We start from the raw sequence: 26,357 nt of genomic DNA, 5'->3' as shown, positions 1-26,357 counted from the left end.
ACAGAATCTTGGAAAGCCACGGCAACAAGCTTCTGCAAGCCGGATGCGCGTTGACCAGTGCACCTTGGATCGGAGCAACCGCCCGCTATTATATTGCCAAGTGTATCGAGTGGCCGATTTTCAAAAAACCAGGTCCGGGGCGGGGACTTTCAGGCTTTGCCCCGGTTGACCGGGCCGCTCGAGCCTGAGCCCGGGGGGACGGTCGGTTGGGCGGCCCTGCGGCTGTCCACGCGATCGATGCAAGCCGTGCCCAACCCGTGCCAAGCGGCGGTGGGCACCGGGCAGACACGGCGATTTTGGCAATGCGTTCAAGCGCACCGCGGCGTGATGATCGCTCCGCCCTTCTTTGTCGTCATCACCTGGGCGCACGCCGCGATCGGCCAACCGCTCGACGGCGATGGCGCAAATTTTGAAATCCGCTTCATCCGAGGAGCGCTTGCGCAACGGCTGCAGTGCATAATCGCCGCTGCAATTCAAAAGGCAAAACAGGTCACGGTCCGGCGCGACAACACCCCGCCCATGTCCCTGGCCTCGAGTTCCAAGCCGGCTCCACAAGGGCGCGTGCGAGGAGCACCCAAGGTTTTTCGTCAGAGAAATTCACAAAGGTTGATCATGGAAATCTCCAAGGCAGAACTCGACTCGGCAGTTGCTGCCGCACAAGGCAAGCGCTCCCCCGCTGACGGCGACCTCCCTGAGGACCTGATGGGCGCTGAAATCCTCGTCAAGGCGCTGCAGGCCGAGGGCGTCCGGTACATCTGGGGCTACCCCGGTGGCGCGGTCCTCTACATCTACGACGCGCTCTACAAGCAAGACAGCATCAAGCATGTGCTGGTGCGCCATGAGCAGGCCGCGGTGCATGCCGCCGACGGCTATTCCCGCGCCACGGGCGAAGTCGGCGTCGCGCTTGTCACGTCGGGCCCCGGGCTGACGAATGCGGTCACCGGCATTGCCACGGCGTACATGGACAGCATTCCCATGGTGATCATCTCCGGCCAGGTGCCCACGCCCGCCATTGGGCTCGACGCCTTCCAGGAATGCGACACCGTCGGCATCACGCGCCCCATCGTCAAGCACAACTTCCTCGTCAAGGACCCGCGCGATCTGGCCCTGGTGATGAAGAAGGCTTTTCACATTGCCCGCACCGGCCGCCCCGGCCCCGTGGTGGTGGACGTTCCGAAGGATGTCTCTTTCAAGAAAGCGGTCTACAAAGGCTATCCGCAAACCGTGGAAATGCGCTCGTACAACCCGGTGCGCAAAGGCCATGCTGGCCAGATCCGCAAGGCGCTGCACCTGCTGCTCGCGGCCCGGCGCCCCTATATCTACACCGGCGGCGGCGTGCTGCTGGGCAACGCTGCGCACGAGCTGCGCACGCTGGTCGACCTGCTTGGCTACCCGGTCACCAACACGCTGATGGGCCTGGGCGCCTACCCCGCGTCGGAGCGCAAGTTCCTGGGCATGCTGGGCATGCACGGAACAATCGAGGCGAACAATGCCATGCAGCACTGCGACGTGCTGCTCGCCGTGGGCGCCCGATTCGACGACCGCGTGATCGGCAACCCCAAGCATTTCGCGCAGAACGACCGCAAGATCATTCATGTGGATATCGATCCGTCGAGCATTTCCAAGCGCGTGAAGGTCGACATCCCGATCGTCGGCGACGTGAAGGACGTTCTCACCGAACTCATCGCCATGGTCCGCGAAAGCAGCACCCGCCCCGACGCCGGCGCGCTGGCGGCATGGTGGGAGACCATCGAGGGCTGGCGCAGGCGCGACTGCCTCAAGTACGACATGGGCAGCCCCGAGGTCATCAAGCCCCAGTACGTGGTCGAAACGCTGTGGAAGATGACCCGGGACGCGGACGTCTACGTCACGTCCGACGTGGGCCAGCACCAAATGTGGGCCGCGCAGTACTACCGCTTCGACGCACCGCGCCGCTGGATCAACTCCGGCGGCCTGGGCACCATGGGCGTGGGCATTCCCTACGCCATGGGCGTCAAGCTGGCCCGGCCCGCGTCCGAAGTGTTCTGCATCACCGGCGAAGGTTCGGTGCAGATGAACATCCAGGAACTCTCGACCTGCCTGCAGTACAACACGCCGATCAAAATCTGCTCGCTGAACAACCGCTACCTGGGCATGGTGCGCCAATGGCAAGAGATCGAGTACTCCGGCCGCTACAGCCACAGCTACATGGACGCGCTCCCCGACTTCGTGAAACTGGCCGAGGCCTACGGCCATGTGGGCCTGCTCATCGAGCGCCCCGAGGACGTGGAGCCCGCATTGCGCGAGGCCCGCAAGCTCAAGGAACGCACGGTGTTCATGGACTTTCGCACCGACCCTACAGAGAACGTGTTCCCGATGGTGCAGGCCGGCAAGGGCATTACCGAAATGCTGCTCGGGTCGGAAGACCTCTGAGCCGAAGCCGGCCCGAGCGGCCAGCAAATTTTGACGAATCTATTGCCTGCCAAGCCCGTGCATTACCGTGCACGGGGGAGGGCAGCGAAAAGAGGAATCCGAGACCATGAAACACATCATTGCCGTCCTGCTCGAAAACGAACCCGGCGCGCTGTCGCGCGTCGTGGGTCTATTCTCTGCCCGCGGCTACAACATCGAATCGCTCACCGTGGCGCCCACCGAGGACGCATCGCTGTCGCGCATGACCATACAGACCACGGGCTCCGACGATGTCATCGAGCAGATCACCAAGCACCTGAACCGCCTCATCGAAGTGGTCAAGGTGGTGGACCTCACCGAAGGCGCCTACACCGAGCGCGAGCTCATGTTGGTGAAGGTGCGCGCGGTGGGCAAGGAGCGCGAGGAGATGAAGCGCATGGCCGACATCTTCCGCGGCCGCATCATCGACGTGACCGAAAAAAGCTACACGATCGAGCTCACGGGCGACCAGGCCAAGAACGACGCCTTCCTGCAGGCCATGGACCGTAGCGCCATCCTGGAGACCATCCGCACCGGCGCCAGCGGCATCGGCCGCGGCGAGCGCATTCTGCGCGTGTAACACAATCCCCCGTTCCTCATCCAACCCCGACAACGCATTTCAACCGGAGCAACCCATGAGAGTTTTCTACGACAAAGACTGTGACCTGAGCCTGATCAAGGGCAAGACCGTCGCCATCATCGGCTACGGCTCGCAGGGCCACGCGCATGCACAAAACCTGAACGACAGCGGCGTCAAAGTCGTGGTCGGCCTGCGCAAGGGGGGCGCCTCGTGGGACAAGGTGGGCAAGGCCGGCCTGACCGTGATGGAGGTCAACGACGCGGTGCGGGCCGCCGACGTGGCCATGATCCTGTTGCCCGACGAGCAAATCGCCGAGGTCTACCGCAACAACGTGGCGCCGCACATCCGGCAGGGCGCCTCCCTGGCCTTCGCCCATGGTTTCAACGTGCACTACAACCAGGTCGTTCCCCGCGCCGATCTGGACGTGTGGATGGTCGCACCCAAGGCCCCTGGCCACACCGTGCGCAGCACCTACACCCAGGGCGGCGGCGTGCCGCATCTGGTGGCGGTGCACCAGGACCAATCCGGCAAGGCACGCGAGCTGGCCCTGAGCTACGCCATGGCCAACGGCGGCGGCAAGGCCGGGATCATCGAGACCAACTTCAAGGAGGAAACCGAGACGGACCTGTTCGGCGAGCAGACCGTGCTGTGCGGTGGCGCCGTCGAGCTGATCAAAATGGGCTACGAAACCCTGGTCGAGGCGGGCTACGCTCCCGAGATGGCCTACTTCGAATGCCTGCACGAGCTCAAGCTCATCGTCGATCTGATCTACGAAGGCGGCATTGCCAACATGAACTACTCGATCTCGAACAACGCCGAGTACGGCGAGTACGTGACCGGCCCCGAAGTCATCAACGAGCAGTCGCGCGCCGCCATGCGCAATGCCCTCAAGCGCATCCAGAACGGCGACTACGCCAAGATGTTCATCGAGGAAGGCCGCCTGAACTACCCGAGCATGACGGCACGCCGGCGCAACACCGCCGAGCACAGCATCGAAGTGGTGGGCGCCCAGCTGCGCGCCATGATGCCCTGGATCGCCAAGAACAAGCTGGTCGACCAGAGCCGCAACTGATCTTTCCATGCGCGCCCGGGGCATGTGGGCGCAGCCCCTGCCCCGCCCGATCTCCGGCCGTTTCGCGTCACCTGAACTTGGGCAGATTGAACTGCGGCGGCACCCCCATGCGGGTGTTGATGATCCACTGCTGCGCAATCGACAGGATGTTGTTCGTCAACCAGTACAGCACCAGACCGGCCGGGAAGAAGAAGAACATCACGCTGAAGATCAGCGGCATGAACCACATCATCTTGGCCTGCATCGGGTCGGGCGGCGCGGGGTTGAGGGCGGTCTGCAGCAGCGAGCTGGCCGTCATCAGCAGCGGCAGGATGAAGAACGGGTCGGGGGTGGACAGGTCGCTGATCCAGCCGATCCAGGGCGCGTTGCGCATCTCCACGCTGGACAACAGCACCCAGTAGAGCGCAATGAACACGGGGATCTGGAGCACGATGGGCAAGCACCCGCCCATGGGGTTGGCCTTTTCCTCGCGGTAGATGCGCATCATCTCCTGCTGCATCTGCTGCGGCTTGTCCTTCAGGCGCTCCCGCATTTCCGTGATCCTGGGATTGAGCGCCTTCATCTTCGCCATGCTGGCGTAGGCCTTGGCGTTGAGCCAGTAGAACGCGACCTTGAGCAGCAGCACCAGGCCAACGATGGACCAGCCCCAGTTGTTCAGCATCTTGTGCAGTTGGTCCAGCAGCCAGTACAGCGGCTTGGCCAGGATGGTGAGCCAGCCGTAGTCCTTGACCAATTCCAGGCCGGGAGACAGCTTTTCGAGCATGGTTTCGACCTGCGGGCCGGCAAACAGGCGCGCGTCCACCGCCCGGCTCGCACCGGGCGCGATGCTGCCCAGCGGCGTGAGCATGCCCACGGAGTACAGGTTGCTGTCAACCTTGCGCGTGAACGGCTCGCGCTGCACGCCGTCGGCCAGCAACCATGCCGTGGCAAAGTAATGCTGCGCGATGGCGACGTAGCCGTCGGACGCGCTCTTGGGAATATCGACCTTGCCGTTTTCTATGTCCTTGAACTCGATCTTCTGGTACTTCTTGGCTTCGGTGTAGACCGCCGGGCCGGTGAAGGTGGAATAGAACGACGACTCTCCAGGCGGTTTGTTGCCGTCGCGCACCAATTGCAGGTAGAGCTGCGGCGACACGGCGACGCTGGCGGTGTTGAGCACCTCGTGCCGGACGGCGATGTCGTAAGCGCCGCGCCGCAGGGTCCAGGTTTTCACCAGCTTGACGCCGTTGTGGATCGGCGACTCGAAGCGGACGCTGATTTCATCCTCCCCCTCCTCGAGCACACGCGGGCCGGGAACGACCGTCATCACCGTCTTGTGCGTGGGGAAGGAGCCGCCAACGAGCCCCGTCTGCGCGACGTAGACACGCTGCGGGCTTGCGTCGAGCAACCGGAAGTTGCGCGTCTTGTCGGCCATGTCAACGTGCTTGAGCAGTTCGGCCTGGACGAGCGAGCCGCCTTCGCTGTCAAAGACCAGGCGGTACAGGTCGGTCCTGACCTCCACGCGTTCGCGCACGGCGGGCGCGGCGGGCTGGTCCGGCACCGCGCCCGGCACCGCAGTGGCAACGGCCGCGCTGGGCACCGGAACGCTGGCCGCCCCCGTGGCGCCGGCGGACGCGGCGCCCGTGGCGGGTGGGGGCGCGGTCACCGCAGAGGGAACGGGGAAGAAAGTGGCCTTGTGGCCGTTGTGCAACTGCCATCTGTCCCACAGCAGAACCATGGAAAAGCCAAAAATCACCCACAGGATGGTGTGGCGAATGTCGTTCATGAAGACTTCTTTGCTGAGGATGGTTGAATTCGGGAGGAACCAAGCCGCGAGAAAAGCCGCTTGCCGCGCGGCAATGGCTGCGGCGGGACCGGATCATGGCCCCCGTCGCACCAGGGGTGGCAGCGTAGCAGCCTGCGCAGCGCCAGATGGCTGCCGGCAGCCGCGCCGTGCTGCGCGAGCGCCTGCTGCGCGTAGGCCGAACAGGTCGGCTCGAACCGGCAGGCCGAGCCCAGCCAGGGGCTGAGAAAGCACCGATAGCCCTTGACCAGACCGATGAGCAGGCGCTGCATCATGGCGCGCCAGCCCCGGCAGGCGCGGTCGGGACGGGAACGGCGCCGGCGACAGCACGGGAACGCCGCGCCGCATGGCCGAACAGTTGCAGCAACTCCGTGCGCAGCGCCTGCTGGAGCGGCTCGGACGTGGCGCTGGGAAACTGCTTGCGATCCACGGCGCTGCGCAGCCGGACTACATGGACGACCCCATGCGCTACGGGCTGACTTCCATGCGCCGCCAACGCGAGCCGCGTTTCAAACAGCGCAGCCACGGTGTAGATCTGCCGTTTGATTGCATTGCGTGTCACGGCGCGACGCGCCCAGCGCTTGGGCAGCACGGCCCCGAGCCAGACGCCCTGCGCGGCAAACAGGGCGGCCCCCGGCGCCGACGGGCGGGGGCCTGACCCTGTGGACACCGCAGCGGCTTGGCGGGCAGCGGCGACGTCGTCGAGCAGCAGACGGTGCAGCGCGAAATGCGCCGTGCGGGAGACGATGCTCCCGCCCGCCATGGCAGCCTGGAACTGCGCGCGGGTTTTCAGCCGTTGCATGCAAGCGCCCCGTTGGGAGCCTAATGTTCTGCCCCGCGAATAGCGGCACAAAATGAAACGGATGCATTTCGCGTCAGGGCAAGGCGCAAATCCTCGCGATACCCGTAGGTATCGCGGGGATTTGCAACGCCGCCATGGCGCGAAAGGCGCAGTTTCATGTGCCGCTATTCGCGGGGCAGGACACTCGCGGTGCAAACCGGGCCGCAGGCCGTTGCGGCCTCAGACGGCCAGACGCTTGCGGCCCTTGGCGCGGCGTGCGTTGATGACGGCACGGCCGCCGCGGGTCTTCATGCGCACGAGAAAACCGTGGGTGCGCGCGCGGCGCGTCTTGGAGGGCTGGTAAGTACGTTTCATGCTGCCATTCCTTGCGGTCTTGGGGTTCGGTCCCGGACACTGTTGCTCCTGCCCCTTGCCTCCGGTAGCCGGCGCACACGGCGCCATGCGAACAGCGCTCGGGTGGCAGACCTGTGGAGCAAAAGACAAAAGAGAAAACGGCGCGCCGGATCAAATCACCCTGAACGCATTCAGGGCAAACCAGGGATTGTGGCAGGCTTGCCGGCTGCTGGCAATGCCTTTCGCAGACCGAACCTCCCGCGCAGCGTGCCCACGAAGCGCCTTGCAAGCGGTGCATCCTGCGGCGACCGCCTTCTGTGGATAACTTCCTGGCAAGCTACAATCCAGCGCCCAGCACCGTTCCTCCCATTCCACAACAAGAATCCCCCGAGATGACCGAGGAACCCTCCCGTCCACCACCCGGCACAAATGCCGATCAGGACCTGTGGCAATCCTGCGTAGAGCAGTTGGCGCAGGACCTGCCGGAGCAGCAATTCAACACCTGGATCAAGCCCCTGACCGCCCAGGTGGCCGTGGATTTCTCCAAGGTCACGCTGCTCGTGGGCAACCGCTTCAAGCTCGACTGGATCCGTGCCCAGTACGCGGGCCGCATCGCCGCACTGCTCGAAGGGCTGTACGGCCAGCCCATCCCCCTGGAACTCGTGCTCACGCAGCGTGAATCCCCTGTCCGTGCAGTGGGCTACGTTCGGACCGCAGCCGCCGAAGCTTCGAACAGCTCCGGCCCACCCGCCGGTGAGCCCCCCCTGGCAGACGCGTTCCGCAACCGGCTGAATGCGGCGCTCACGTTCGAGACCCTGGTGGAAGGCTCGGCCAACCGCATGGCGCGCTCGGCGGCGATACACGTCGCCGGCATGCCGGGGCAGATGTACAACCCGCTGTTCATCTACGGCGGCGTGGGCCTGGGCAAGACCCATTTGGTCCACGCGGTCGGCAACCGCCAGCTGGTCGACCGGCCCGACGCCAAGGTCCTCTACATCCACGCCGAGCAGTTTGTCTCGGACGTGGTCAAGGCGTACCAGCGGCGGACCTTTGACGAATTCAAGGAACGCTACCACTCGCTCGACCTGCTGCTCATCGACGACGTGCAGTTCTTTGCCAACAAGGACCGCACACAGGAAGAATTCTTCAACGCATTCGAGGCCCTGCTGGCGAAAAAATCGCACATCGTGATGACCAGCGACACCTACCCCAAGGGCCTGGCGAACATCCACGAGCGGCTGGTTTCGCGCTTCGATTCGGGTCTGACGGTGGCCATCGAGCCGCCCGAGCTGGAGATGCGCGTGGCCATCCTGATCAACAAGGCGCGCGCCGAAGGCACGGAAATGCCCGAGGAAGTGGCCTTCTTCGTGGCCAAGAACGTGCGCTCCAACGTGCGCGAGCTCGAGGGCGCGCTGCGCAAGATCCTCGCGTACTCGCGCTTCAACAACAAGGAAATCTCCATCCAGCTGGCCCGCGAGGCGCTGCGCGACCTGCTGTCCATCCAGAACCGGCAGATCTCCGTGGAAAACATCCAGAAAACGGTGGCCGACTACTACAAGATGAAGGTCGCCGACATGTACAGCAAGAAGCGCCCGGCCAGCATTGCGCGGCCGCGCCAAATTGCGATGTACCTGGCCAAGGAGCTGACGCAAAAGAGTCTGCCCGAGATCGGCGAGCTATTCGGCGGGCGCGACCACACCACCGTTCTGCACGCCGTGCGCAAGATTTCGGGTGAGCGCCAGCAGCTCACGGAACTGAACCAGCAGCTGCATGTGCTCGAGCAAACGCTCAAGGGCTGACTTGGAGCGCCCCCGAATCGCCTTCGGCGCCGACCGCGAAAAGGCAAAATACCGGGTCGCACAGCGGGATGCAGGGTCTGAGCCACCGTCCGCGATCCCGAATAAACACAAGAGGTTGAAGACATGATCGTCCTGAAGACAACACAAGACAAGGTTCTCTCGGTTTTGCAATCGGTGGCAGGAGTCGTCGAACGCAGGCACACCCTGCCCATCCTGGCCAACGTGTTGATCCGCAAGACGGGCAATGCGCTGCAACTGACGGCCAGCGACCTGGAAATCCAGATCCGCACCACGGCGGATCTGGGCGGCGACACGGGCGACTTCGCCACCACGGTGGGCGCGCGCAAGCTCATCGAGATCCTGCGCACCATGCCGGGCGAGCAGACGGTGAGCCTGGAATCGGCCCAGTCCAAGCTCCTCCTCAAGGGTGGCAAGAGCCGCTTCACGCTGCAAAGCCTGCCGTCCGAGGACTTCCCGCTGGTGCAGGAATCCGCGACCTTCGGCCCGGTCTTCAGCGTTGCGCAAAAGACGCTCAAGGACCTGCTCGGCCAGGTGTCGTTTGCCATGGCGGTGCAGGACATCCGCTACTACCTGAACGGCATCCTGTTCGTCGCCGAGGGCCAGACGCTGTCCCTGGTCGCCACCGACGGCCACCGTCTGGCATTTACCAGCGCCACGCTGGACGTGGAAGTGCCCCGGCAGGAAGTCATCCTGCCGCGCAAAACCGTGATCGAACTACAACGCCTGCTGAGCGACGTGGGCGGTGAGAACCAGCCCCGCATCGAGATGCGCTTCGCCAACAACCAGGCCAAGTTCGCCTTTGGCGCGATGGAGTTCGTCACCAAGCTGGTCGAGGGCAAGTTCCCCGACTACAACCGCGTGATCCCCCAGAACCAGAAGAACAGCGTGACCCTGGGCCGCGTGCCGCTGCTGGCCAGCCTGCAGCGCACCGCGATCATGACCAGCGACAAGTTCAAGGGCGTGCGCCTGAACCTGGAGCCCGGCAGCTTGCGCGTGGCGTCGAACAACGCCGAGCAGGAAGAGGCCGAGGACGAGATCGACATCGACTACGCCGGCGACACCATCGAGACCGGCTTCAACGTAACCTACCTCATCGACGCGCTGGCCAACATGGACCAGGACATGGTGAAGCTGGAACTCTCCGACGGCGGCGGCTCTGCGCTCATGACCATCCCCGGGAACGAGCACTTCAAATACGTGGTGATGCCGATGCGCATCTGACGCCCGGCACGCCCGCACGTGCCATTTTCTTCATGGCTGCTTGCGCACGAGGAATGCGTGCACGCAGCGCCGTCCCATTGAACAGACTGGAAACCAGCACGGTTTCCACGCATCCCAAGGCCCCCCATGACCGCTGAGAACGCCCTGCCCGAGCCCGAATCCACCGGCCCTGGCGAGCCCGCCGTGCAAAAGATCGACACCCAACAAGCCGGCGCCAGCGAAAACTACGGCGCAGGCGCGATCACCATCCTCGAGGGACTCGAGGCCGTGCGCAAGCGCCCCGGCATGTACATCGGCGACCCCAGCGACGGCACCGGCCTGCACCATCTGGTGTTCGAAGTCGTGGACAACTCCATCGACGAAGCCCTGGCCGGCCACTGCGACGACATCGTCGTGACCATCCACACCGACAACTCGATCAGCGTGACCGACAACGGCCGCGGCATCCCCACCGGCGTGAAGATGGACGACAAGCACGAGCCCAAGCGCTCGGCCGCGGAAATCGCGCTGACCGAACTGCACGCGGGCGGCAAATTCAACCAGAACAGCTACAAGGTATCGGGCGGCCTGCACGGCGTGGGCGTGAGCTGCGTGAACGCGCTGAGCAAATGGCTGCGCCTGACGGTGCGCCGCGAGGGCCGGGTGCACCAGCTCGAGTTTGCGCGCGGCTTTGTCCAGGAGCGCCTGCTCGGCACCGTGGACGGCGTCGAAATCTCGCCCATGAAGGTGATCGGCGAGACCGACAAGCGCGGCACCGAGGTGCACTTTCTGCCCGACGCGGAGATCTTCAAGGAGAACCGCGACTTCCACTACGAAATTCTGGCCAAGCGCCTGCGCGAGCTCTCGTTTCTGAACAACGGCGTGCGCATCCGCATCCGGGACGAGCGCAGCAGCAAGGAAGACGACTTCTCGGGCACCGGTGGCGTGCGCGGCTTCGTGGAATTCATCAACAAGGGCAAGACCGTCCTGCACCCCACCCCGTTCCACGCCGCAGGCGAACGCCCGGCCGAGACCTACGGCGGAATCCCCGGCACGCACATCGGCGTGGAAGTCGCCATGCAGTGGAACAGCGCCTACACCGAGCAGGTGCTCTGCTTTACCAACAACATCCCCCAGCGCGACGGCGGCACCCACCTGACCGGCCTGCGCGCCGCAATGACCCGCGTCATCAACAAGTACATCGAAGAAACCGAGCTGGCCAAAAAGGCCAAGGTCGAAGTCACCGGCGACGACATGCGCGAAGGGCTGTGCTGCGTCCTGAGCGTGAAGCTGCCGGAGCCCAAATTCAGCAGCCAGACCAAGGACAAGCTGGTGTCCAGCGAGGTGCGCGCGCCCGTGGAGGACATCGTGGGCAAGCTGCTCACCGACTACCTGCAAGAGCGCCCGATCGACGCCAAGATCATCTGCGCCAAGATCATCGAAGCCGCGCGCGCCCGCGAGGCCGCGCGCAAGGCGCGCGAAATGACGCGCCGCAAGGGCGTGCTCGACGGCATGGGCCTGCCCGGCAAGCTCGCCGACTGCCAGGAGAAAGACCCCGCCCTGTGCGAGATCTACATCGTCGAGGGCGACTCCGCGGGCGGCTCCGCCAAGCAGGGGCGCGATCGCAAGTTCCAGGCCATCCTGCCGCTGCGCGGCAAGATCCTGAACGTGGAGAAATCGCGCTACGAAAAGCTGCTCACGAGCAACGAAATCCTCACGCTGATCACCGCCCTGGGCACCGGCATCGGCAAGGCCGGCGGCAGCACGGGGGGGGACGACTTCGACGTCGCCAAGCTGCGCTACCACCGCATCATCATCATGACCGACGCCGACGTCGACGGCGCGCATATCCGCACCCTGCTGCTCACCTTCTTCTACCGCCAGATGCCCGAGCTCGTGGAGCGTGGCCACATCTACATCGCCCAGCCGCCGCTGTACAAGGTCAAGGCCGGCAAGGAAGAGCTGTACCTCAAGGACGCTCCCGCGCTCGACGGCTTCCTGCTGCGCATCGCGCTGAACCACGCCAGCGTTTTCACCGGCAACACCGGCGGCCAGACCCTCGCGGACGAGACCCTGGCCGAACTGGCGCGCAAACACCAGATTGCCGAAAACGTCATCGCCCGCCTGGGCAGCTTCATGGACGCGGAAGCCCTGCGCGCCATTGCCGACGGCGTGTCCGTGAAGCTCGACAGCATGGTCGAAGCCCAGGCCAGCGCCGTCGCCCTGCAGGCCAAGCTGCGCGAACTGAGCAGCACCGGCGCCCCCGCCGAAGTGGCCGGCGAATTCGACGCGCGCACCGACAAACCCCTGCTGCGCATCAGCCGGCGCCACCACGGCAACACCAAGAGCAGCGTGATCACGCAGGACTTCGTGCACGGCGCCGACTACGCCGCCCTGGCCGAGGCCGCAGCCACCTTCCGCGGCCTGCTCGGCGAAGGCGCCAAGGTCATGCGCGGCGAAGGCGAAAAGCAAAAGGAAGAAAAGGTCGGCGACTTCCGCCAGGCCATGAAATGGCTCATCGGCGAAGCCGAGCACGCCACCAGCCGCCAGCGCTACAAGGGCCTGGGCGAAATGAACCCCGAGCAACTGTGGGAAACCACCATGGACCCCGACGTGCGCCGCCTGCTGCGCGTACAGATCGACGACGCCATCGAAGCCGACCATGTGTTCACCATGCTCATGGGCGACGAGGTCGAGCCACGCCGCAACTTCATCGAGGCGAACGCGCTGCGGGCGGGGAACATCGACGTCTGAGCGCGCTGCGGCTGCCCGCGGGGCAGCGCTGCTACCCGGCTACGGAGGTCCGTGCGGGCTTCTTGCGGCGGAGCAAAACTGGAAGACGTGCTCCTTGCTGCCGATATGCGCCGAGCGCACCGTGCAGGTCTCCAGCAGCAGCGACAGGCCCCGGTGGCGGATGGATTCGGAAACCGTCTTGGCGATTTGCCGGTTTTCGGCGCCGACGTCCCGGCGATGCGCCGGGGGCAGCTCGAACGCGCAAGGCGACTCGCCCAGCGCACCGTCCGGCTGGACCGGAACTGCCAGTTGCAAGCGTGGCATGCGCCGCATGGCAAACGCCACGGCGCTGCAAGCGCGGTCGCCGTTTTGAACGCCATGACCGTCCAGCCAGTCACTGAGCCTTTGAATCGATTGCGCGCGCGCATCGCGAACCGCCGGAACGATGGCGTAGAGGCCGGCAGTTCTGCCATCGATGATCGCCTGCGCGCGCTGCCAATAGCCTGGCGACTCGGGGAACGATCCCAGCGAAACGAAAGCCAGCGCGGGCGGGAAGTGCGGAAGAATCCACGCCATCGGCGAAGCCAGGACCAGGACCACGGAGTTTTCCGGTTGCGCGACGGGAGGCACGTCAACGGAGAAGCTTTCCTGGGCAAACCCGGCATTCCCCCAGGTGTCGAAGCGAAGCAGCGACAGCGCCACCGCGCAGCCTATCAACCATGCCGCCACCCGGCGGGCCCGGCTGACGCTGGTGAGTCGATGCAGGATGACCCAGGCCGTCACCGGCAGCAGCATTTCCATCACGATCGCGTACCGCCCGATGCTGAAAACGGCCATCCAGACCCCATAGCTCGCGACCAGGAAGATGAGCATGAATCGCGTGATGTCTGCGACGGGAACCTCGATCGGCGTGCACATTGCACCCGAAGGCATGCGCCGCCGGTACGCACTGCGGACCAGCCAAGCGCCAAACAGGGTGTAGACGCCGGGCCAGAGCAGCTGGATCATCGCGACCTCACCGAATCGGTGCGGCCACAGGGTGAAAACGAAGGGAAAGAAGATGGTTTCCCACATGTTCCTGGGCAGCCACCTGGTGTCGGCCAGGGTGATCTCCTGCGCGAACTCCGACTTGAAAATCGCGTTGAACTGCGGGAACAGAGGGTTTCCGAAGTGCTCCCACATCAGGGCGAACCAGTAGCCGGCCGTGATCGCCATGCCGGCCAGAACCCCGCTGCCAAACGCCAGACAGACGGCCAGCCGCCTGGCCGATGGCCGTCCGATGAGGGCAAGTGCCATGAACATTCCGACCGCATAGGGCGCGTTCGTGAGTTTGAGCCCCACACCAAGTCCGACGGCAAGGCCTGCTGCGACACAAATCAGGCCCGCACGGACGCCGCCCCGCCCGATCCTGCTCCAGTGGCGGGCGATGAGCAGCAGGCCACCGAGCACGAGGAGCGCCGTCGAGTTGTCGCCCATCGTGTTGCCCAGCTCGGAAATGAAGCTGGCTCCAAGGCAACCGCTCAGGGCCAACAGGAGCACCGCAAGCTTGCCCGTATCGGCAGGGACGACCCTGCGAACCAGGCCATGGAGCAGGAGGAAGTTCAGGCCGTGGAAAGTTCCCATGATGGCCGCTACCAGCATCGGCGGCAGGTTCATGGCCATCCAGTAGTACGGCACGTCGAGCAAGGGATTGAAATAGCTCTGCATCCCCGCCGGAGCCAGGTCCGTACCGATGCGGCCCGTGAGCAGCGCGTAGGGGTTGTAGAGGTGGTAGTTCTGCAGATCCCAATTCGCATCCTGGCCCACGATCAGGGACAGGAACCCGAACGCAAGGGGCAGGAGGAACCAGAGGGCCGGCGATAGGCGCCGGGTTTCGTTCAAGGGAGTGGCCAGCAGACGCAGCATGACGAGGCGATGGGGCGGATACAGGCTATCGGCTTCGGAACACGATCCATCTTGACCCGGTGAAATTGAAGACCATTGCAGCGAGCGATCCCAGGGCCAGAGGGAGCAATGCGGGGATCGCAGGGAGAGCCTTCCATGCGAGGTAGAAGACCGAAAAATTGATCCCGACCCCAAGGCCCTGAACAAGCAGGTACTTCGCGTACTCCCTCGCCGGGTCCCCATGGTGGCCGCGCGGACTTTGGAAGACGGCAGCCCGGTTGATTGCCCAGGTCGCCATGGTCGCCGGAATGAACGCGAGTACCCGCGCCGGCACGATCGCCAGTGCGCACCAGGTGGTCAGGGCCAGGAAAAGGCCCGCATCGATGGCGAACCCGATGGCGCCAACCCCGGCGAATCCCGCCGCCTGGCGGGCAAGCAGCGCCCGGCCGCGGCTAGCCATCGCCGGGCTCCGAGGTCTGCGACAGGAGGTGCAGTTCGTAGCGGATCTGCTGTTGATGCGCGATGCCGTCGAGCAGCAGGCCAATGCTCAGCATCCCGACGGACACGGTCCCCAGCGAGGCCGCCAGGATCGCCAAGGGCACGTGGTAGATGTAGCGGTGGGTGAGCCAATCGTGAATCACCGGCACCCCGGCGAGCAAACCCAGCAGCATGGCGATCAAGGCGATGCTTCCGAAGAACGCGAATGGCCGGTAGTAGCGCAGGATCTGGGCGATCGTGAAGAGCACCCTGGCACCGTCCGAAATGGTGTTCAGCTTCGAGAAGCTTCCCGCCGGGCGATCGACGTACTCGATGGGCACCTCAACGATGCGAAACCGTTTGTCGAGGGCGTGGAGCGTCATGTCGGTTTCGACCTGGAACCCCTCGACCAGGATGGCGTAGTTTTTCACGAACGTGCGGCTGAAGACCCGGTATCCGCTCATGACGTCCCTCAGATTCGACTTGAAGAACAGATTGATCAAGTTGCGCACCATGTCATTGCCAAAGCCATGCAGCCTGCGCTTGTTCTGCTCGGAGTAATGGCCCCCGGAATGCCGATCGCCGACCACCATGTCGGCGTCGCCATCGAGCACGGGTCTCATCAGGTCCCGTGCGCGGTTCGCGGGGTACGTCAGGTCAGCATCTGCCAAAACGTATACGTCGGCGTGCACCTCCTGAAACGCTCGGCGCAGGGCGTTGCCCTTGCCCTGGCGCGGTTCCGAAATGACCCGCCCGGGAATGCCGGCCTCCATCAATGCGCCGGCGGCGAGCGCGCCGGTGCGATCCTTCGAGTTGTTGTCGATGACGTAGATCGAGGCCTCGGGGATGGACGCGTGGAACGCAAGGATCACCTCGCGGATGGTGACTTCCTCGTTGCATGCAGGGAGGATGACGGCAATTCTCTTATTCATGGCGGGCTCGACCTGGCGAACTTTTGCGCAATCGGTGGAACGCCGCCGATTGTCTCAGACACCTTGCCGAGGCCACGGCCTCAGCGTGCAGCGCGTGCGACCAGGGCCGGCTACTTGCCGAGTCCCAGCTTTCTGACGGTATCCGCGTAGAACGCATGTTCGCGTTCGAGGGTCAACCGGAACCGGTCTCCATCCTCGTTCATGCGCCCGAGATACTGACGCGCGAAAAAGTCGCGGTAGCCGCTATCCTGGTTGACCTTGTCGGTCAGGCGCTTCAAGCTGGCCACGATCTCGGCAGGCGTGGCCTTCGGAACCGCCAAAGCGCGCCATGTGCCCAGCTGCAAATCGATGCCGCGCTCGCGAAAGGTAGGGACCTGATCGAAGTCCCTGGGGCGTTGCTCCGCCATGACCGCGAGCATGCGCAGCTTGCCGCCCTTGACGTGCGCCCCGACCTCGCCGGTCGTCGCAAGGGTCGCGTCAACCTGTCCAGCCAGCAATCCGACGACCGCCGGGCCGGCTCCGATGTAGGGGACGTTGTTGAAGGACAGGCCGGTCCGGTTTTCAACCGCGATGGCTGCGAGATGGTAGGCCGCGCCAATGCCGGAGTTCGAGATCGCCACCTCTCCAGGATGGACTCGGGCATGGTCCAGGAACTGTTCGAGTGTGCTCCATGGCGATTCAGCCTTCACGATCAGCGCGATGGGGTCGGCGTTGATGCGCGCCACGTAGTTGAAATCTTGCCACCGGGTTTTTCCGATGCCCTGAAGAGAGGCCAGCGAAACTTCCGGGGTCACCAGCGTGAGCTTGTAGCCGTCGGGTCGCGCTGAGGCACCTTCCCTGTGCCCGATGGAGCCTGAGGCACCGGGTCGATTCACGATGACGAATGACTGGCCCGTGTGCCGCGTGGCCGCGTCGGCAAAGGCGCGCGCCACTGCGTCGCTGCTGCCGCCCACAGCCCAGGGAACCACGATCTCCACCGGACGACTCGGGTAGTCCGCGGCCAAGCTGGCCTGGACTGTGAGGAGCATGGCGACACCGGGTAATGCGCGACCAAGGACCATGAGGATAGGGGCTGCTGCGCAAGCGAAAGTGTGCATTGGAATTCCGCGTTCATCTGTAGTAACTGAATGGTAGACACACCGCTATCGAAAGATGTAGGTGCTTATCCCTTGGCTGCGCTGCGTGCACGGGCATGTTTTGACGGGTCCACAGGTCGGGATCGTCTTGGGGGCTTGACCATTTTTCTCCGCTGCATCATGATTCCAATAACCGGTTAGATACTTGAATGGGGAAATCCCCAGCACCCGGAGGAGACACGGTGGAACTTTCGACAGAGCACCAGCAGGTGGCCGACATGGCGCGCCGCTTCGCCAACGAGCAAATCCGCCCCGACGCCGAACGCCTGGACCGGGAAGAGGTCTTCGCCGGGGACATCTACAAGGCGATGGGCGAGAACGGCCTCTTCGGCATCACGGTGCCGCAAACCGACGGCGGAGCCGGTCTCGATGCGCTGGCCTACAGCATCGTGATGGAGGAGCTCAGCCGCGGCTACGCGTCCATTGCCGATCAATGCGGGCTGGTCGAACTCGTGACCACGCTCCTGTGCACGCACGGCAGCGCGGCCCAGAAGGCGCAGTGGATCGGACCGATCATCCGCGCCGAGCAACGCGCGGCCTATTGCATTACCGAGGCCGGCGCAGGCTCCGACATGTCCGGCGTCAAGACCGTGGCCGTCCGGCGTGGCGCCGGCTGGGCGCTGAGCGGCTCCAAGCTCTGGATTCACAACGCGCCGGTTGCGGACGTTGCCTTTGTGCTCGCGCGCACGGATCCGCAGGCCGGCAAGCGCGGCATGGGAATCTTCATCGTCGACTGCACCCGGCCCGGCGTAGCGCGCGGCCCCGCGGAGCACAAGCTGGGACAGCGCTCTTCGCAGGTGGGAGAGCTGCACTTCGAGAACGTGGAACTCCCCGCCGATGCGCTGCTGGGCACGGCGGGCCGGGGCTTTCACATGATGATGAGCGTGCTCGAAAAGGGGCGGGTCGGCATCGCTTCGCTGGCCGTCGGAATCCTTCAGGCGGCGCTCGAGGCCTCGGTGGAGCAGGCGAAGCTGCGCCAGCAGTTCGGCCAGGCGATCGCGCAATTCCAGGGCATCCAGTTCATGCTCGCGGACATGGCGAAGGATACCCAGGCCGCGCGCCTGCTCGCCCGGTCGGCAGCCGGCTTGCTCGACGCCGGGGCGGACGCCACGGCGGCCGCCTCCATGGCGAAGTGCTTCGCCGCCGACGCGGCCGTGGCCCATGCGTCGAACGCGGTCCAGATCTTCGGCGGCAGCGGCTACATCCGCGGCTACGAGGTCGAGCGCCTGTACCGCGACGCGAAGATCACCCAGATCTACGAGGGAACGAATCAGGTCCAGCGCATCATCATCGCGCGCAAACTTCTGCACGGGTGAAGCCATGCGCCGCACTGCCATCGTGACGGGGGCCTCCCGCGGCATTGGCCGTGCCAGTGCCCTCGCCCTGGCCGAAGAGGGCTTCGACGTCGCGGCCGTGGCCTGGCGCGACGCGCAGCATTTCGACGCGCTGATCGCGGACGTCGAGGCCCTGGGCCGACGCTGCAAGGCCTTCGACCTGGACATTCGCGACAGGAGCGCCCATGCGCCCTTCCTCGATTCGGTTCAGCGCCAGTTCGGCGACGTGCATTGCCTGGTGAACAACGCCGGCGTGTCCGTGCTGGAGCGCGGGGACCTGCTCGAGGTCGGCGAGGAAAGCTACGACCGCTGCTTTGGCGTGAACACGCGGGGCACCTTCTTCCTCACGCAGGCGGTCGCGCGCCGCATGCTGGCTTGCGGCGCGCCTGCGGGAGCGCCCCGGAGCGTGATCTTCGTGACCTCGTCGAACGCCGTCGCGGCGAGCGTGGAGCGCGGCGAGTACTGCATGTCCAAGAGCGCGCTGCACATGGCGGCGCGGCTCTACGCGCTGCGTCTGGCGCCGGAGGGCATCGGCGTCTACGAGGTACAGCCCGGTCTCATCCTGACCGGGATGACGGCGCCGTCGAAGGCCCGGTACGACGGCTTGATCGCCCAGGGAATGACCGCGCAGGCACGCTGGGGCCTGCCCGAGGACGTGGCCCGCGTCATCCGGACCATGGCCGCCGGCCTGCTGCCGTATACGGTGGCGCAGGAGGTGCGTGTCGATGGTGGTCTGCTGATCCAGCGTTTTTAGGGCAAAGCCATGCGTGTTCTCTCCGGCCGGCCGGATCTGCGCTGCATGAACACCGCGACCCTGGGTTTCCGCGAACCCATCGAGCGCACGGCCCGGCGCGTTGCGGCGGCAGGTTTCGGCCGCATCACCCCCTGGCGCCAGGAGATCGACGAAGCGCATCCGGAACGCGCCGCGCAGGCCATCCGCGCTGCGGGACTGAAGCTGGGGGGCTATTGCCGGACCGACTATTTCGCAGCCGACGATGCGGCGGGCGCGCGCGCGGCGATCGCGTCGAACCGGCGCGCGGTCGAAGTCGCGGCCGTGCTCGGCGCGCCCTTCGTGGTGGCAGTGGTCGGCGGTCTGGCGCCGAATTCGAAGAACCTTTCCGCTTGCCGCGAGCAGATCCTCGAAGGCCTCGCGGCGCTGGTTCCGACGCTGCGCGCCACCGGCGTGGCGATTGCGCTGGAGCCGCTGCATCCGGTCTACACGGCGAACCGCAGTCTGCTCAACACAGTCGAACAGGCGCGGCGCTGGTGCGAGCGCCTGGACCCGGCCCACGAGGGCCTCTTCGGCATCGCCGTGGACGCCTACCACGTGTGGTGGGACCCGGAACTCGAAGCGGCGCTCGGCCGGGCCGCCGGCCGCGTGCTGGCGCTGCACGTCTGCGATTGGATGCGCGAGACGAAGGATCCGCTGCTGGACCGGGGAATGATGGGCGACGGCGTGATCGAGCTTGGCCGCATACGGCGCCTGGTCGAGCAAGGCGGCTTCGGCGGCCCGGTGGAAGTCGAGATCTTCTCCAGGGACGTCTGGTGGAAGCGCGACCCCGACGAAGTCCTGCGCACCTGCAGTGCGCGCATGGACACGCTTGTCTGATCCCCGCCGAGGAGGAGAAATGCCCCGACTACCGCCTCCTGACACCCGCGGCGCACGCGCGCCGCATGTCCTGCACGGCGCGGACGCTTGAGCGCAGGAGGAATCCATGGGCCAGATCATCGTTCAGCGCAGCACGCACGTGCTCACGCTGGAACTCTCGAACCCCGGCAAGGCAAATGCGCTCGACCGGGACATGCTGGCGCAGCTCGACGCCCAGCTCGCGCACGCGCACGGCGACGAGCGTGTGCGCGCCCTCGTCCTGCGCGGGCAGCGTGGCGGCGCTTTCTCGTCCGGCGCCGACATCCGGGAATGGGCGCCCATGCGGCCGGAGGAATTCGCGCGCGACTGGATCGGCTACGGCAACGCCCTCTTCGATCGCTTCGAGTCGCTGCGCTGTCCAACGGTCGCGGCCATCGAGGGCCTGTGCTTTGGTGGCGGGCTGGAACTGGCGCTGTGCGCCGACCTGCGCGTCGCGAGCCGCGCGGCGCGCTTTCGCTTCCCGGAACTGACGCTCGGCGCCATCCCCGGCTGGCACGGCGGACCGCGCCTGGCGCGGCTGGTCGGAAGGGGCCGCGCGCTGGAAGCGGTGCTCACGGCCGGCGAGATCGACGCTGGCACGGCGCAGGCCTGGGGGCTGGTCAACAGCGCATGCGCCACCGAGTCCTTCGAGCGCGACCTGCAGGCGCTGGTCGATCGCTTAACCCGCGTCTCGCCCCGCGCCGCAGCGCTGGCCAAAGCGGCCATCGTCGGCGCGCAGGACCCCGCAGCCTTCTACCCGGCCGCCACGTTGGCCCTCAGGGGCAGCCCCGACGCCGAGATCGGCATTCGGGCCTTCTACAACAAGACGGCAGCGGTCTTTTGACAACGACAGGAGCCAAGCAGCATGAACCCGTTTTCCCTGCCCGCAGCACCCCGCAGATTTCAGATGTACATCGGCGGCCAGTTCACGGACGGCGCGTCGGGCCAGATGATGACGCGCCACAGCCCGGGCCACGGCGCGGCCGTCGCGCAGTGGCCGTCCGGCGTCGGTGAGGACGCGCAAGCGGCCATCGCCGCAGCGCGCGAGGCTTTCGACAACGGACCCTGGCCGAGCCTGAGCGCGGGCGCGCGCGCTGCCCGGCTCTTCAAGGTCGCGGACCTCATCGAGCGCCACGCGCAGGAGCTGGGCCTGATCGAATGCCTGGAAACCGGCAAGCCGATCACCCAGGCCATCGGCGAGATTCGCGGCGCGGTGGACGTCTGGCGCTTTGCCGCCGGCGCGGCGCGGGTGATGCGGGGCGAGGCGTACAACAACCTCGGCGATCGCGTATTGGCCATCGTGCTGCGCGAGCCGATCGGCGTCGTGGGCGTCATCACGCCGTGGAACTTCCCCTTCTTCATCCTCGCGGAGCGCTTGCCCTTCATCCTGGCTGCGGGGTGCACGGCGGTCGTGAAACCCTCGGAGGCCACCAGCGGCTCCACGCTGAAACTCTGCGCGCTCCTGCACGCGGCGGGTATCCCGCCCGGCGTGGTGAATGTCGTGACCGGCAGAGGGCCCGTGGTCGGGCAGCCCTTGCTCGACAGCGACCGGATCGACATGCTGTCCGTCACCGGATCGACCACGACCGGTCGCAAGGCGATCGAGGCCTCGGCCGGCAACATCAAGAAGCTCGGCCTCGAACTCGGTGGGAAAAATCCGCACATCGTTTTTGCCGACGCCGACCTGGACGATGCAGCCGACGGCGTGGCCTTCGGCATGGCGTTCAACGCGGGGCAATGCTGTGTCGGCGGCAGCCGCCTGGTGGTGCAGCGCTCGATCGCCGAGGCCTTCACCGCAAAGCTCGCGCAGAAGATGCGCCGCATCCGCGTGGGCGACCCGCTGGACGCGCAGACCCAGGTGGGCGCGTTGTTCGACGAGGCCCACATGCACAAGGTGCTGGGCTACGTGCAGGAGGGCGTGAGAATGGGTGCGCACGTCGTATGCGGCGGCGCGCGCACCGGCGACCACGCCGGCTACTTCGTGCAACCCACGCTGCTGACGAACGTGCGGCCCGCAACGCCGCTGCTGCGCGAGGAGATCTTCGGGCCCGTGCTCGCCGTCGTCCCCTTCGACGGCTACGAGGAGGCCATCGCGATCGCAAACGACAGCGCGTTCGGCCTGGCGGCGTCGATCTGGACGAAGGACCTCTCGCAGGCGCTGCGCGCCACGCGCCAGGTCAGAGCCGGCCGCGTCTGGGTGAACACCACGCTGGACAACGGTCCGGAGACGCCGCTGGGCGGGATGAAGCAATCGGGGCTGGGGCGCGAGGCAGGACTTTCGGGAATCGAGGAATACACCGAGGTCAAAACGGCGCACATCCACCTGCAAGCGCGCACGCACTGGATCGCTTGAGCCCGAGGAGCCTGCCCATGGCATACGACTACATCGTGGTGGGCGCAGGGTCCGCCGGTTGCGCGCTCGCTGCGCGGTTGTCGGAGGACGCCGCGCTCCAGGTCCTGCTGCTGGAGGCCGGGCCTGCGGACAGCAATCCGTACATCCATCTGCCCGTGGGCTTCTACAGGATGACGGCCGGCCCCCTGACCTGGGGCCTGAAGACCGCGCCGCAACGGCACGCGCTGGGCCGCGAGATCGCCTACGCGCAGGCGAAGGTGCTGGGCGGCGGGGGCTCGATCAATGCGCAGGTCTTCACCCGGGGCTGCCCGCAGGATTACGACGCGTGGGAGCGTGCGTTCGGCTGCGCAGGCTGGTCCTTCAAGGACGTGCTGCCGCATTTCATCCGCGCGGAAGACAACGACATGCTCGCCGGCGCATGGCACGGCGTGGGCGGGCCACTGGGTGTTTCCACGCCCTGCGCGGATGCGCTGACCCGGGTCTTCGTGCAGTCCTGCCAGCAGATGGGAATGCCCTACAACGCGGACTTCAACGGCCCGTCGCAGGCCGGCGCCGGCGCCTACCAGACGACGGTTCGCGGCGCGCGCCGCTGCTCGGCTGCGACGGGCTACCTGCGACCGGCCCGCGGCCGCGCCAACCTGCGCGTGCGCACCGGTGTCCAGATCCAGCGCATCGTGATCGAGAAGGGCCGCGCGATCGGCGTGGAAATGATCGTGGCCGGACGCCCCGTGGTGCTGCGCGCCGAGCGGGAAGTGCTGCTCACGTCCGGCGCGATCGGCTCCCCCCGGCTCATGCTGCTGTCCGGGCTGGGCCCCGCAGACGAACTGCGTGCAGCCGGCGTGGCGGTGGTCGCGGACCTGCCCGAGGTCGGGCGCAACCTGCACGACCACTTCGGCATCGACGTCGTCTACGAACTCAGCGGTTCGCACGGCTTCGACAAATACGCCAAAGCGCACTGGAAGGCCTGGGCAGGGATCGAGTACGCCATGTTCAAAAAGGGGCCGGTGGCCTCGAACATCGTCGAAGGCGGTGCGTTCTGGTACGCGGACAGGGCGGCCGCAACGCCCGACCTGCAATTCCACTTCCTCGTCGGCGTGGGCGTGGAGGAGGGCGTTCCGAAGATCGGGTCGGGCTCGGGCGTGACCCTGAATTCGTACGCGCTGCGCCCGCGTTCCCGGGGCCGCGTGACGCTGCGCAGCGCCGACCCGCGCGATCTGCCCATCGTGGACCCGAACTTTCTGGCCGACCCCTACGACCTCGGAACCTCGGTCGAAGGGGTCCGGCAAAGCCGCGAGATCATGGCCCAGTCGGCGTTCGCGAAGTACCTGCGGCAGGAACATTTTCCCGGCGGCGGAGTGCGCACGCGGGCGGACCTGGAACAGTACGCGCGCCAGTACGGCCGCACCTCGTACCACCCGGTCGGAACCTGCCGCATGGGAGGGGACGCGCAATCGGTGGTCGATCCGCAGTTGCGCGTGCGCGGCATCTGCGGCCTGCGCATCTGCGACAGCTCGATCATGCCCCGCCTCGTGAGCTCGAACACCAATGCGCCGTCCATCATGATCGGCGAGAAGGCCGCCGAGCTCGTGCGCGGCCGCGCTGCGCCCAGGTCCCTTGCCGCCGCAGCCATGCAGGGCCAATCGGCGTTAACCCTGTAGTAACCATTTGGTTCTTGAAATACAGTAAATAACTGACTGGTTCACAACGCGGTCCGGGCACGGGCCGCAACGCCGCAACGCAGACCCATGCGCAGTTGGGGACCTGGCGAATCTGGAGGATGTCCATGCCTTTCATCAAGCGCTTCGTCGCGCAAGAGACCGCCCGGCGCCGGGAGCTCATTCTTGCCGGTGCCCACGGCCTCGTCGGAGCCGCTGCGGGAACGGGCCTCGTGTCCGCGTTCGCCCGGAGCGAACCCACGCTGGCCTGGAGCTACCGCGACCGCAGCAACCCCTATTGGCACGCCGTCGTGTCGGGCGCGGAGTCCTTCCTGGAGGACAACGGCCACAAGAAGTCCGCGTTGCTGCACCTTCTGAACAATGGCAGCTCGGAGAAGTCGCTTGCGGACATCAAGGCCCTGCTGTCCAAGACTGGCGGAAAAGTGGCGATCGCCTGCGACGCAAACGATGCGCCGAACTGCCGCCCGGTGGTCGAGGCGGTACAGCGGGCGGGCGGCCATGTGGCGACCGTCTGGAACAAGCCCGACGATCTGCACCCCTGGGACTTCGGCGACAACTGGGTCTCGCACATGACCTGGTCGGACGAAGGCCCCGCAGAGCAGACCGCGCGCATCTTGTTCCAGGCAATGGGCGGCAAGGGGGCCATCGTCGGCGTTGGCGGCATCGCGGCGAATAATCCCGCAATCGAACGCCACCGGGGCGTGATGAGGGCCCTCCAGGACTTCCCCGGAATCCGACTGCTGGACTACCAGCCGGCGGATTGGGCCACGCAGAAGGCGCACCAGGTGATGCAGGGCTTCTTCACGCGCTTCGGCAGCAAGATCACCGGCGTCTTCTGTGCCAACGACTCCATGGCCTACGGCGTGCTGGAGGCGCTCAGGGCCGAGGGGCGCAAGCTGCCGGTCGTCGCCTACGACGGCACCCCCGAAGCGACCGAGCTCATGCTCAGGGGCGAGCTGCTCGCCACCTGCTTCACGAACCCGCATTGGGGCGGCGGAATCACCGCTGCGCTGGCCTACCACGCCGCCATCGGTAGCTTCAAACCGTCCGCGGAACCCCGGGCGCACCGCGAGTTCTACGGCCCGACCATCCTGGTGACGCAAAGGGATGCTGCCGGGTTCAAGAAGAAATACATCTCGGGAACGCCCAAGTACGACTGGAAGGACTTCTGGGCCCCCGGCCGTGGCCAGATCATGTACGCCGCAAAGCCGTGATGTCCGCGGCGCATCGAACGGAGCTGCTGCTGCGCTGGGCGCCCGCGCTCGTGCTCCTCACGTTGCTGGCGGCCTTTTCTGCGGCGCATCCGGACTTCCTCTCGCGCAGCAACCTGGGACGCATCGCGATCGCGTCCACTCCCGCACTGATGGTGGCGCTCGGCGTGGGCTTCGTCATCATCATGGGCTCGATCGACCTGTCCATGGAGGGCACGCTATCGACGACGGCCGTGCTGTTCGCCATCGCCTTCAACGCCTGGGGCGGGGAACTCCTTGGCGGGGGGCTGCTCGCGATTCCGGTGGCGCTGCTCGCCGGTGCCGCGATCGGACTGGTGAATGGCCTGGTGCACGTGAAGCTCAGGATTCCTTCCTTCATGGCCAGCCTGGCCATCGGCTTCGTGGGCATGGGGCTGTCGGTGTTGCTCACGGGCGGCGCCATCGTCAGAGTCAATGACGGGGTGTTCCGCGCACTGCTGTTCCAACGCATCTGCGGTTTTCCACTGATGGTGTACGCCGCCATCGGGCTGGTGCTGATCGCCTGGTTCATTCAGCGCAACACGACCCTGGGGCGCAACTTTTACGCGCTCGGAGGCGGCGAGGAAATCGCGCATTCCTGCGGGCTCGACGTGCGCCGCGTGCGCGTGCTGGGATTCGCGCTGGCCGGCGTGTTCTACGCGCTCGGCGCCATTTTCGCCGTGGCCCGGGGCGGCATGGCCGAATCGCTGACGGGGTCGAACTACATGTTCCTGGGCATCACGTCCGTGGCAGTCGGCGGCACCTCGCTGATGGGCGGCAACGGCGGCGTGTGGAACACCGTCGCCGGCGTGCTGATCGTGAACGTGATCGTCAACGGCATGGTGGTGCTGGGTCTGCCCCATTTCATTCAGGACGGTGTGCTCGGCGTGCTGATCATCGCCGCGGTCGTGCTCTCGACGAATCGCAAGTCCTCTGCGCTGGTGAAGTGAACCGCC

The 26,357-nt window shown here is 65.8% G+C and carries 22 protein-coding genes; 14 read left to right on the top strand and 8 right to left on the bottom strand.

Features of this window, described 5'->3' with window-relative positions; translation table 11 throughout:
• Window positions 1-612: 612 nt before the first annotated feature.
• From D5041_RS04165 to ilvC, 3 genes are all read left to right on the top strand, one after another.
• A complete protein-coding gene (locus tag D5041_RS04165; protein ID WP_265283939.1) occupies window positions 613-2,412 on the top strand; it encodes an acetolactate synthase 3 catalytic subunit in 1,800 nt (599 codons plus the stop codon).
• 106 nt (window positions 2,413-2,518) lie between these two features.
• Entirely contained in the window at window positions 2,519-3,010 is a 492-nt protein-coding gene (ilvN, locus tag D5041_RS04160) for an acetolactate synthase small subunit (RefSeq protein WP_010099703.1), read from the top strand.
• Between the two features lie 55 nt (window positions 3,011-3,065).
• Entirely contained in the window at window positions 3,066-4,082 is a 1,017-nt protein-coding gene (gene ilvC / locus D5041_RS04155; protein ID WP_265282336.1) for a ketol-acid reductoisomerase, read from the top strand.
• Between the two features lie 67 nt (window positions 4,083-4,149).
• Here the strand turns inward: ilvC and yidC are convergent, their stop codons facing one another.
• The 4 genes from yidC to rpmH all read right to left on the bottom strand — a co-directional run bounded on the left by yidC (window position 4,150) and on the right by rpmH (window position 7,021).
• Window positions 4,150-5,847, bottom strand: coding sequence for a membrane protein insertase YidC (gene yidC, locus D5041_RS04150; protein WP_265283938.1), 1,698 nt, complete (start codon window positions 5,845-5,847; stop codon window positions 4,150-4,152).
• A complete protein-coding gene (gene yidD / locus D5041_RS04145) occupies window positions 5,844-6,140 on the bottom strand; it encodes a membrane protein insertion efficiency factor YidD (RefSeq protein ID WP_029554623.1) in 297 nt (98 codons plus the stop codon). Before yidD ends, yidC begins: the two co-directional genes overlap by 4 nt.
• Entirely contained in the window at window positions 6,137-6,667 is a 531-nt protein-coding gene (locus tag D5041_RS04140) for a ribonuclease P protein component (RefSeq protein WP_265283937.1), read from the bottom strand. The genes yidD and D5041_RS04140 overlap by 4 nt, the downstream gene beginning before the upstream one ends.
• Window positions 6,668-6,886: 219 nt before the next feature.
• Complete coding sequence (rpmH, locus tag D5041_RS04135; protein WP_005798102.1) at window positions 6,887-7,021, bottom strand: 50S ribosomal protein L34; 135 nt, start codon at window positions 7,019-7,021, stop codon at window positions 6,887-6,889.
• A gap of 371 nt (window positions 7,022-7,392) precedes the next feature.
• On the opposite strand from rpmH, the gene dnaA reads away from it, so the two are divergent.
• From dnaA to gyrB, 3 genes are all read left to right on the top strand, one after another.
• Window positions 7,393-8,799 carry a chromosomal replication initiator protein DnaA gene (gene dnaA, locus D5041_RS04130; protein ID WP_050809415.1) on the top strand — a complete coding sequence of 469 codons (1,407 nt, stop codon included), beginning with the start codon at window positions 7,393-7,395 and terminating at the stop codon, window positions 8,797-8,799.
• Window positions 8,800-8,922: 123 nt separating this feature from the next.
• Window positions 8,923-10,041: a DNA polymerase III subunit beta gene (gene dnaN, locus D5041_RS04125; RefSeq protein ID WP_010100059.1), complete on the top strand. Its 1,119-nt coding sequence runs from the start codon at window positions 8,923-8,925 to the stop codon at window positions 10,039-10,041.
• Between the two features lie 126 nt (window positions 10,042-10,167).
• A complete protein-coding gene (gene gyrB, locus D5041_RS04120) occupies window positions 10,168-12,774 on the top strand; it encodes a DNA topoisomerase (ATP-hydrolyzing) subunit B (protein ID WP_265283936.1) in 2,607 nt (868 codons plus the stop codon).
• Window positions 12,775-12,813: 39 nt separating this feature from the next.
• On the opposite strand, the gene D5041_RS04115 is transcribed toward gyrB, so the two are convergent.
• From D5041_RS04115 to D5041_RS04100, 4 genes are all read right to left on the bottom strand, one after another.
• The gene (locus D5041_RS04115) at window positions 12,814-14,658 is read right to left on the bottom strand and encodes a hypothetical protein (protein WP_265283935.1); all 1,845 of its coding nucleotides are present in this window, start codon (window positions 14,656-14,658) and stop codon (window positions 12,814-12,816) included.
• Between the two features lie 25 nt (window positions 14,659-14,683).
• The gene (locus D5041_RS04110) at window positions 14,684-15,097 is read right to left on the bottom strand and encodes a GtrA family protein (protein ID WP_010100062.1); all 414 of its coding nucleotides are present in this window, start codon (window positions 15,095-15,097) and stop codon (window positions 14,684-14,686) included.
• Window positions 15,090-16,046 (bottom strand): glycosyltransferase family 2 protein, encoded by a 957-nt coding sequence (locus D5041_RS04105; protein ID WP_010100063.1) that lies wholly within the window; start codon window positions 16,044-16,046, stop codon window positions 15,090-15,092. The genes D5041_RS04110 and D5041_RS04105 overlap by 8 nt, the downstream gene beginning before the upstream one ends.
• A gap of 110 nt (window positions 16,047-16,156) precedes the next feature.
• Entirely contained in the window at window positions 16,157-17,074 is a 918-nt protein-coding gene (locus D5041_RS04100; RefSeq protein WP_010100064.1) for a tripartite tricarboxylate transporter substrate binding protein, read from the bottom strand.
• A 290-nt stretch (window positions 17,075-17,364) separates the two neighbouring features.
• Between D5041_RS04100 and D5041_RS04095 the strand changes: the two genes are divergently transcribed.
• The 8 genes from D5041_RS04095 to D5041_RS04060 all read left to right on the top strand — a co-directional run bounded on the left by D5041_RS04095 (window position 17,365) and on the right by D5041_RS04060 (window position 26,351).
• Window positions 17,365-18,498, top strand: a complete 1,134-nt coding sequence (locus D5041_RS04095; protein ID WP_010100065.1) for an acyl-CoA dehydrogenase family protein — start codon at window positions 17,365-17,367, stop codon at window positions 18,496-18,498.
• Window positions 18,499-18,502: 4 nt separating this feature from the next.
• Window positions 18,503-19,270 (top strand): 3-ketoacyl-ACP reductase, encoded by a 768-nt coding sequence (locus D5041_RS04090; RefSeq protein ID WP_010100066.1) that lies wholly within the window; start codon window positions 18,503-18,505, stop codon window positions 19,268-19,270.
• 45 nt (window positions 19,271-19,315) lie between these two features.
• Complete coding sequence (locus D5041_RS04085; RefSeq protein ID WP_236610612.1) at window positions 19,316-20,125, top strand: sugar phosphate isomerase/epimerase family protein; 810 nt, start codon at window positions 19,316-19,318, stop codon at window positions 20,123-20,125.
• A 106-nt stretch (window positions 20,126-20,231) separates the two neighbouring features.
• The gene (locus D5041_RS04080; RefSeq protein ID WP_265258207.1) at window positions 20,232-20,987 is read left to right on the top strand and encodes an enoyl-CoA hydratase/isomerase family protein; all 756 of its coding nucleotides are present in this window, start codon (window positions 20,232-20,234) and stop codon (window positions 20,985-20,987) included.
• A gap of 21 nt (window positions 20,988-21,008) precedes the next feature.
• Complete coding sequence (locus tag D5041_RS04075) at window positions 21,009-22,496, top strand: aldehyde dehydrogenase family protein (protein WP_265258208.1); 1,488 nt, start codon at window positions 21,009-21,011, stop codon at window positions 22,494-22,496.
• Between the two features lie 17 nt (window positions 22,497-22,513).
• Window positions 22,514-24,154, top strand: coding sequence for a GMC family oxidoreductase (locus D5041_RS04070; RefSeq protein WP_265282327.1), 1,641 nt, complete (start codon window positions 22,514-22,516; stop codon window positions 24,152-24,154).
• Window positions 24,155-24,279: 125 nt separating this feature from the next.
• A complete protein-coding gene (locus tag D5041_RS04065) occupies window positions 24,280-25,386 on the top strand; it encodes a sugar ABC transporter substrate-binding protein (RefSeq protein WP_265283934.1) in 1,107 nt (368 codons plus the stop codon).
• The gene (locus tag D5041_RS04060; RefSeq protein WP_265258211.1) at window positions 25,386-26,351 is read left to right on the top strand and encodes an ABC transporter permease; all 966 of its coding nucleotides are present in this window, start codon (window positions 25,386-25,388) and stop codon (window positions 26,349-26,351) included. The genes D5041_RS04065 and D5041_RS04060 overlap by 1 nt, the downstream gene beginning before the upstream one ends.
• Window positions 26,352-26,357: the final 6 nt, after the last annotated feature.

The organism is Verminephrobacter aporrectodeae subsp. tuberculatae (assembly GCF_026127385.1).
Taxonomy (GTDB): Bacteria; Pseudomonadota; Gammaproteobacteria; order Burkholderiales; family Burkholderiaceae_C; genus Acidovorax; species Acidovorax aporrectodeae.
Note: the sequence above shows the minus strand (reverse complement) of the source record. Positions and strands in the feature narration are given on the sequence as shown.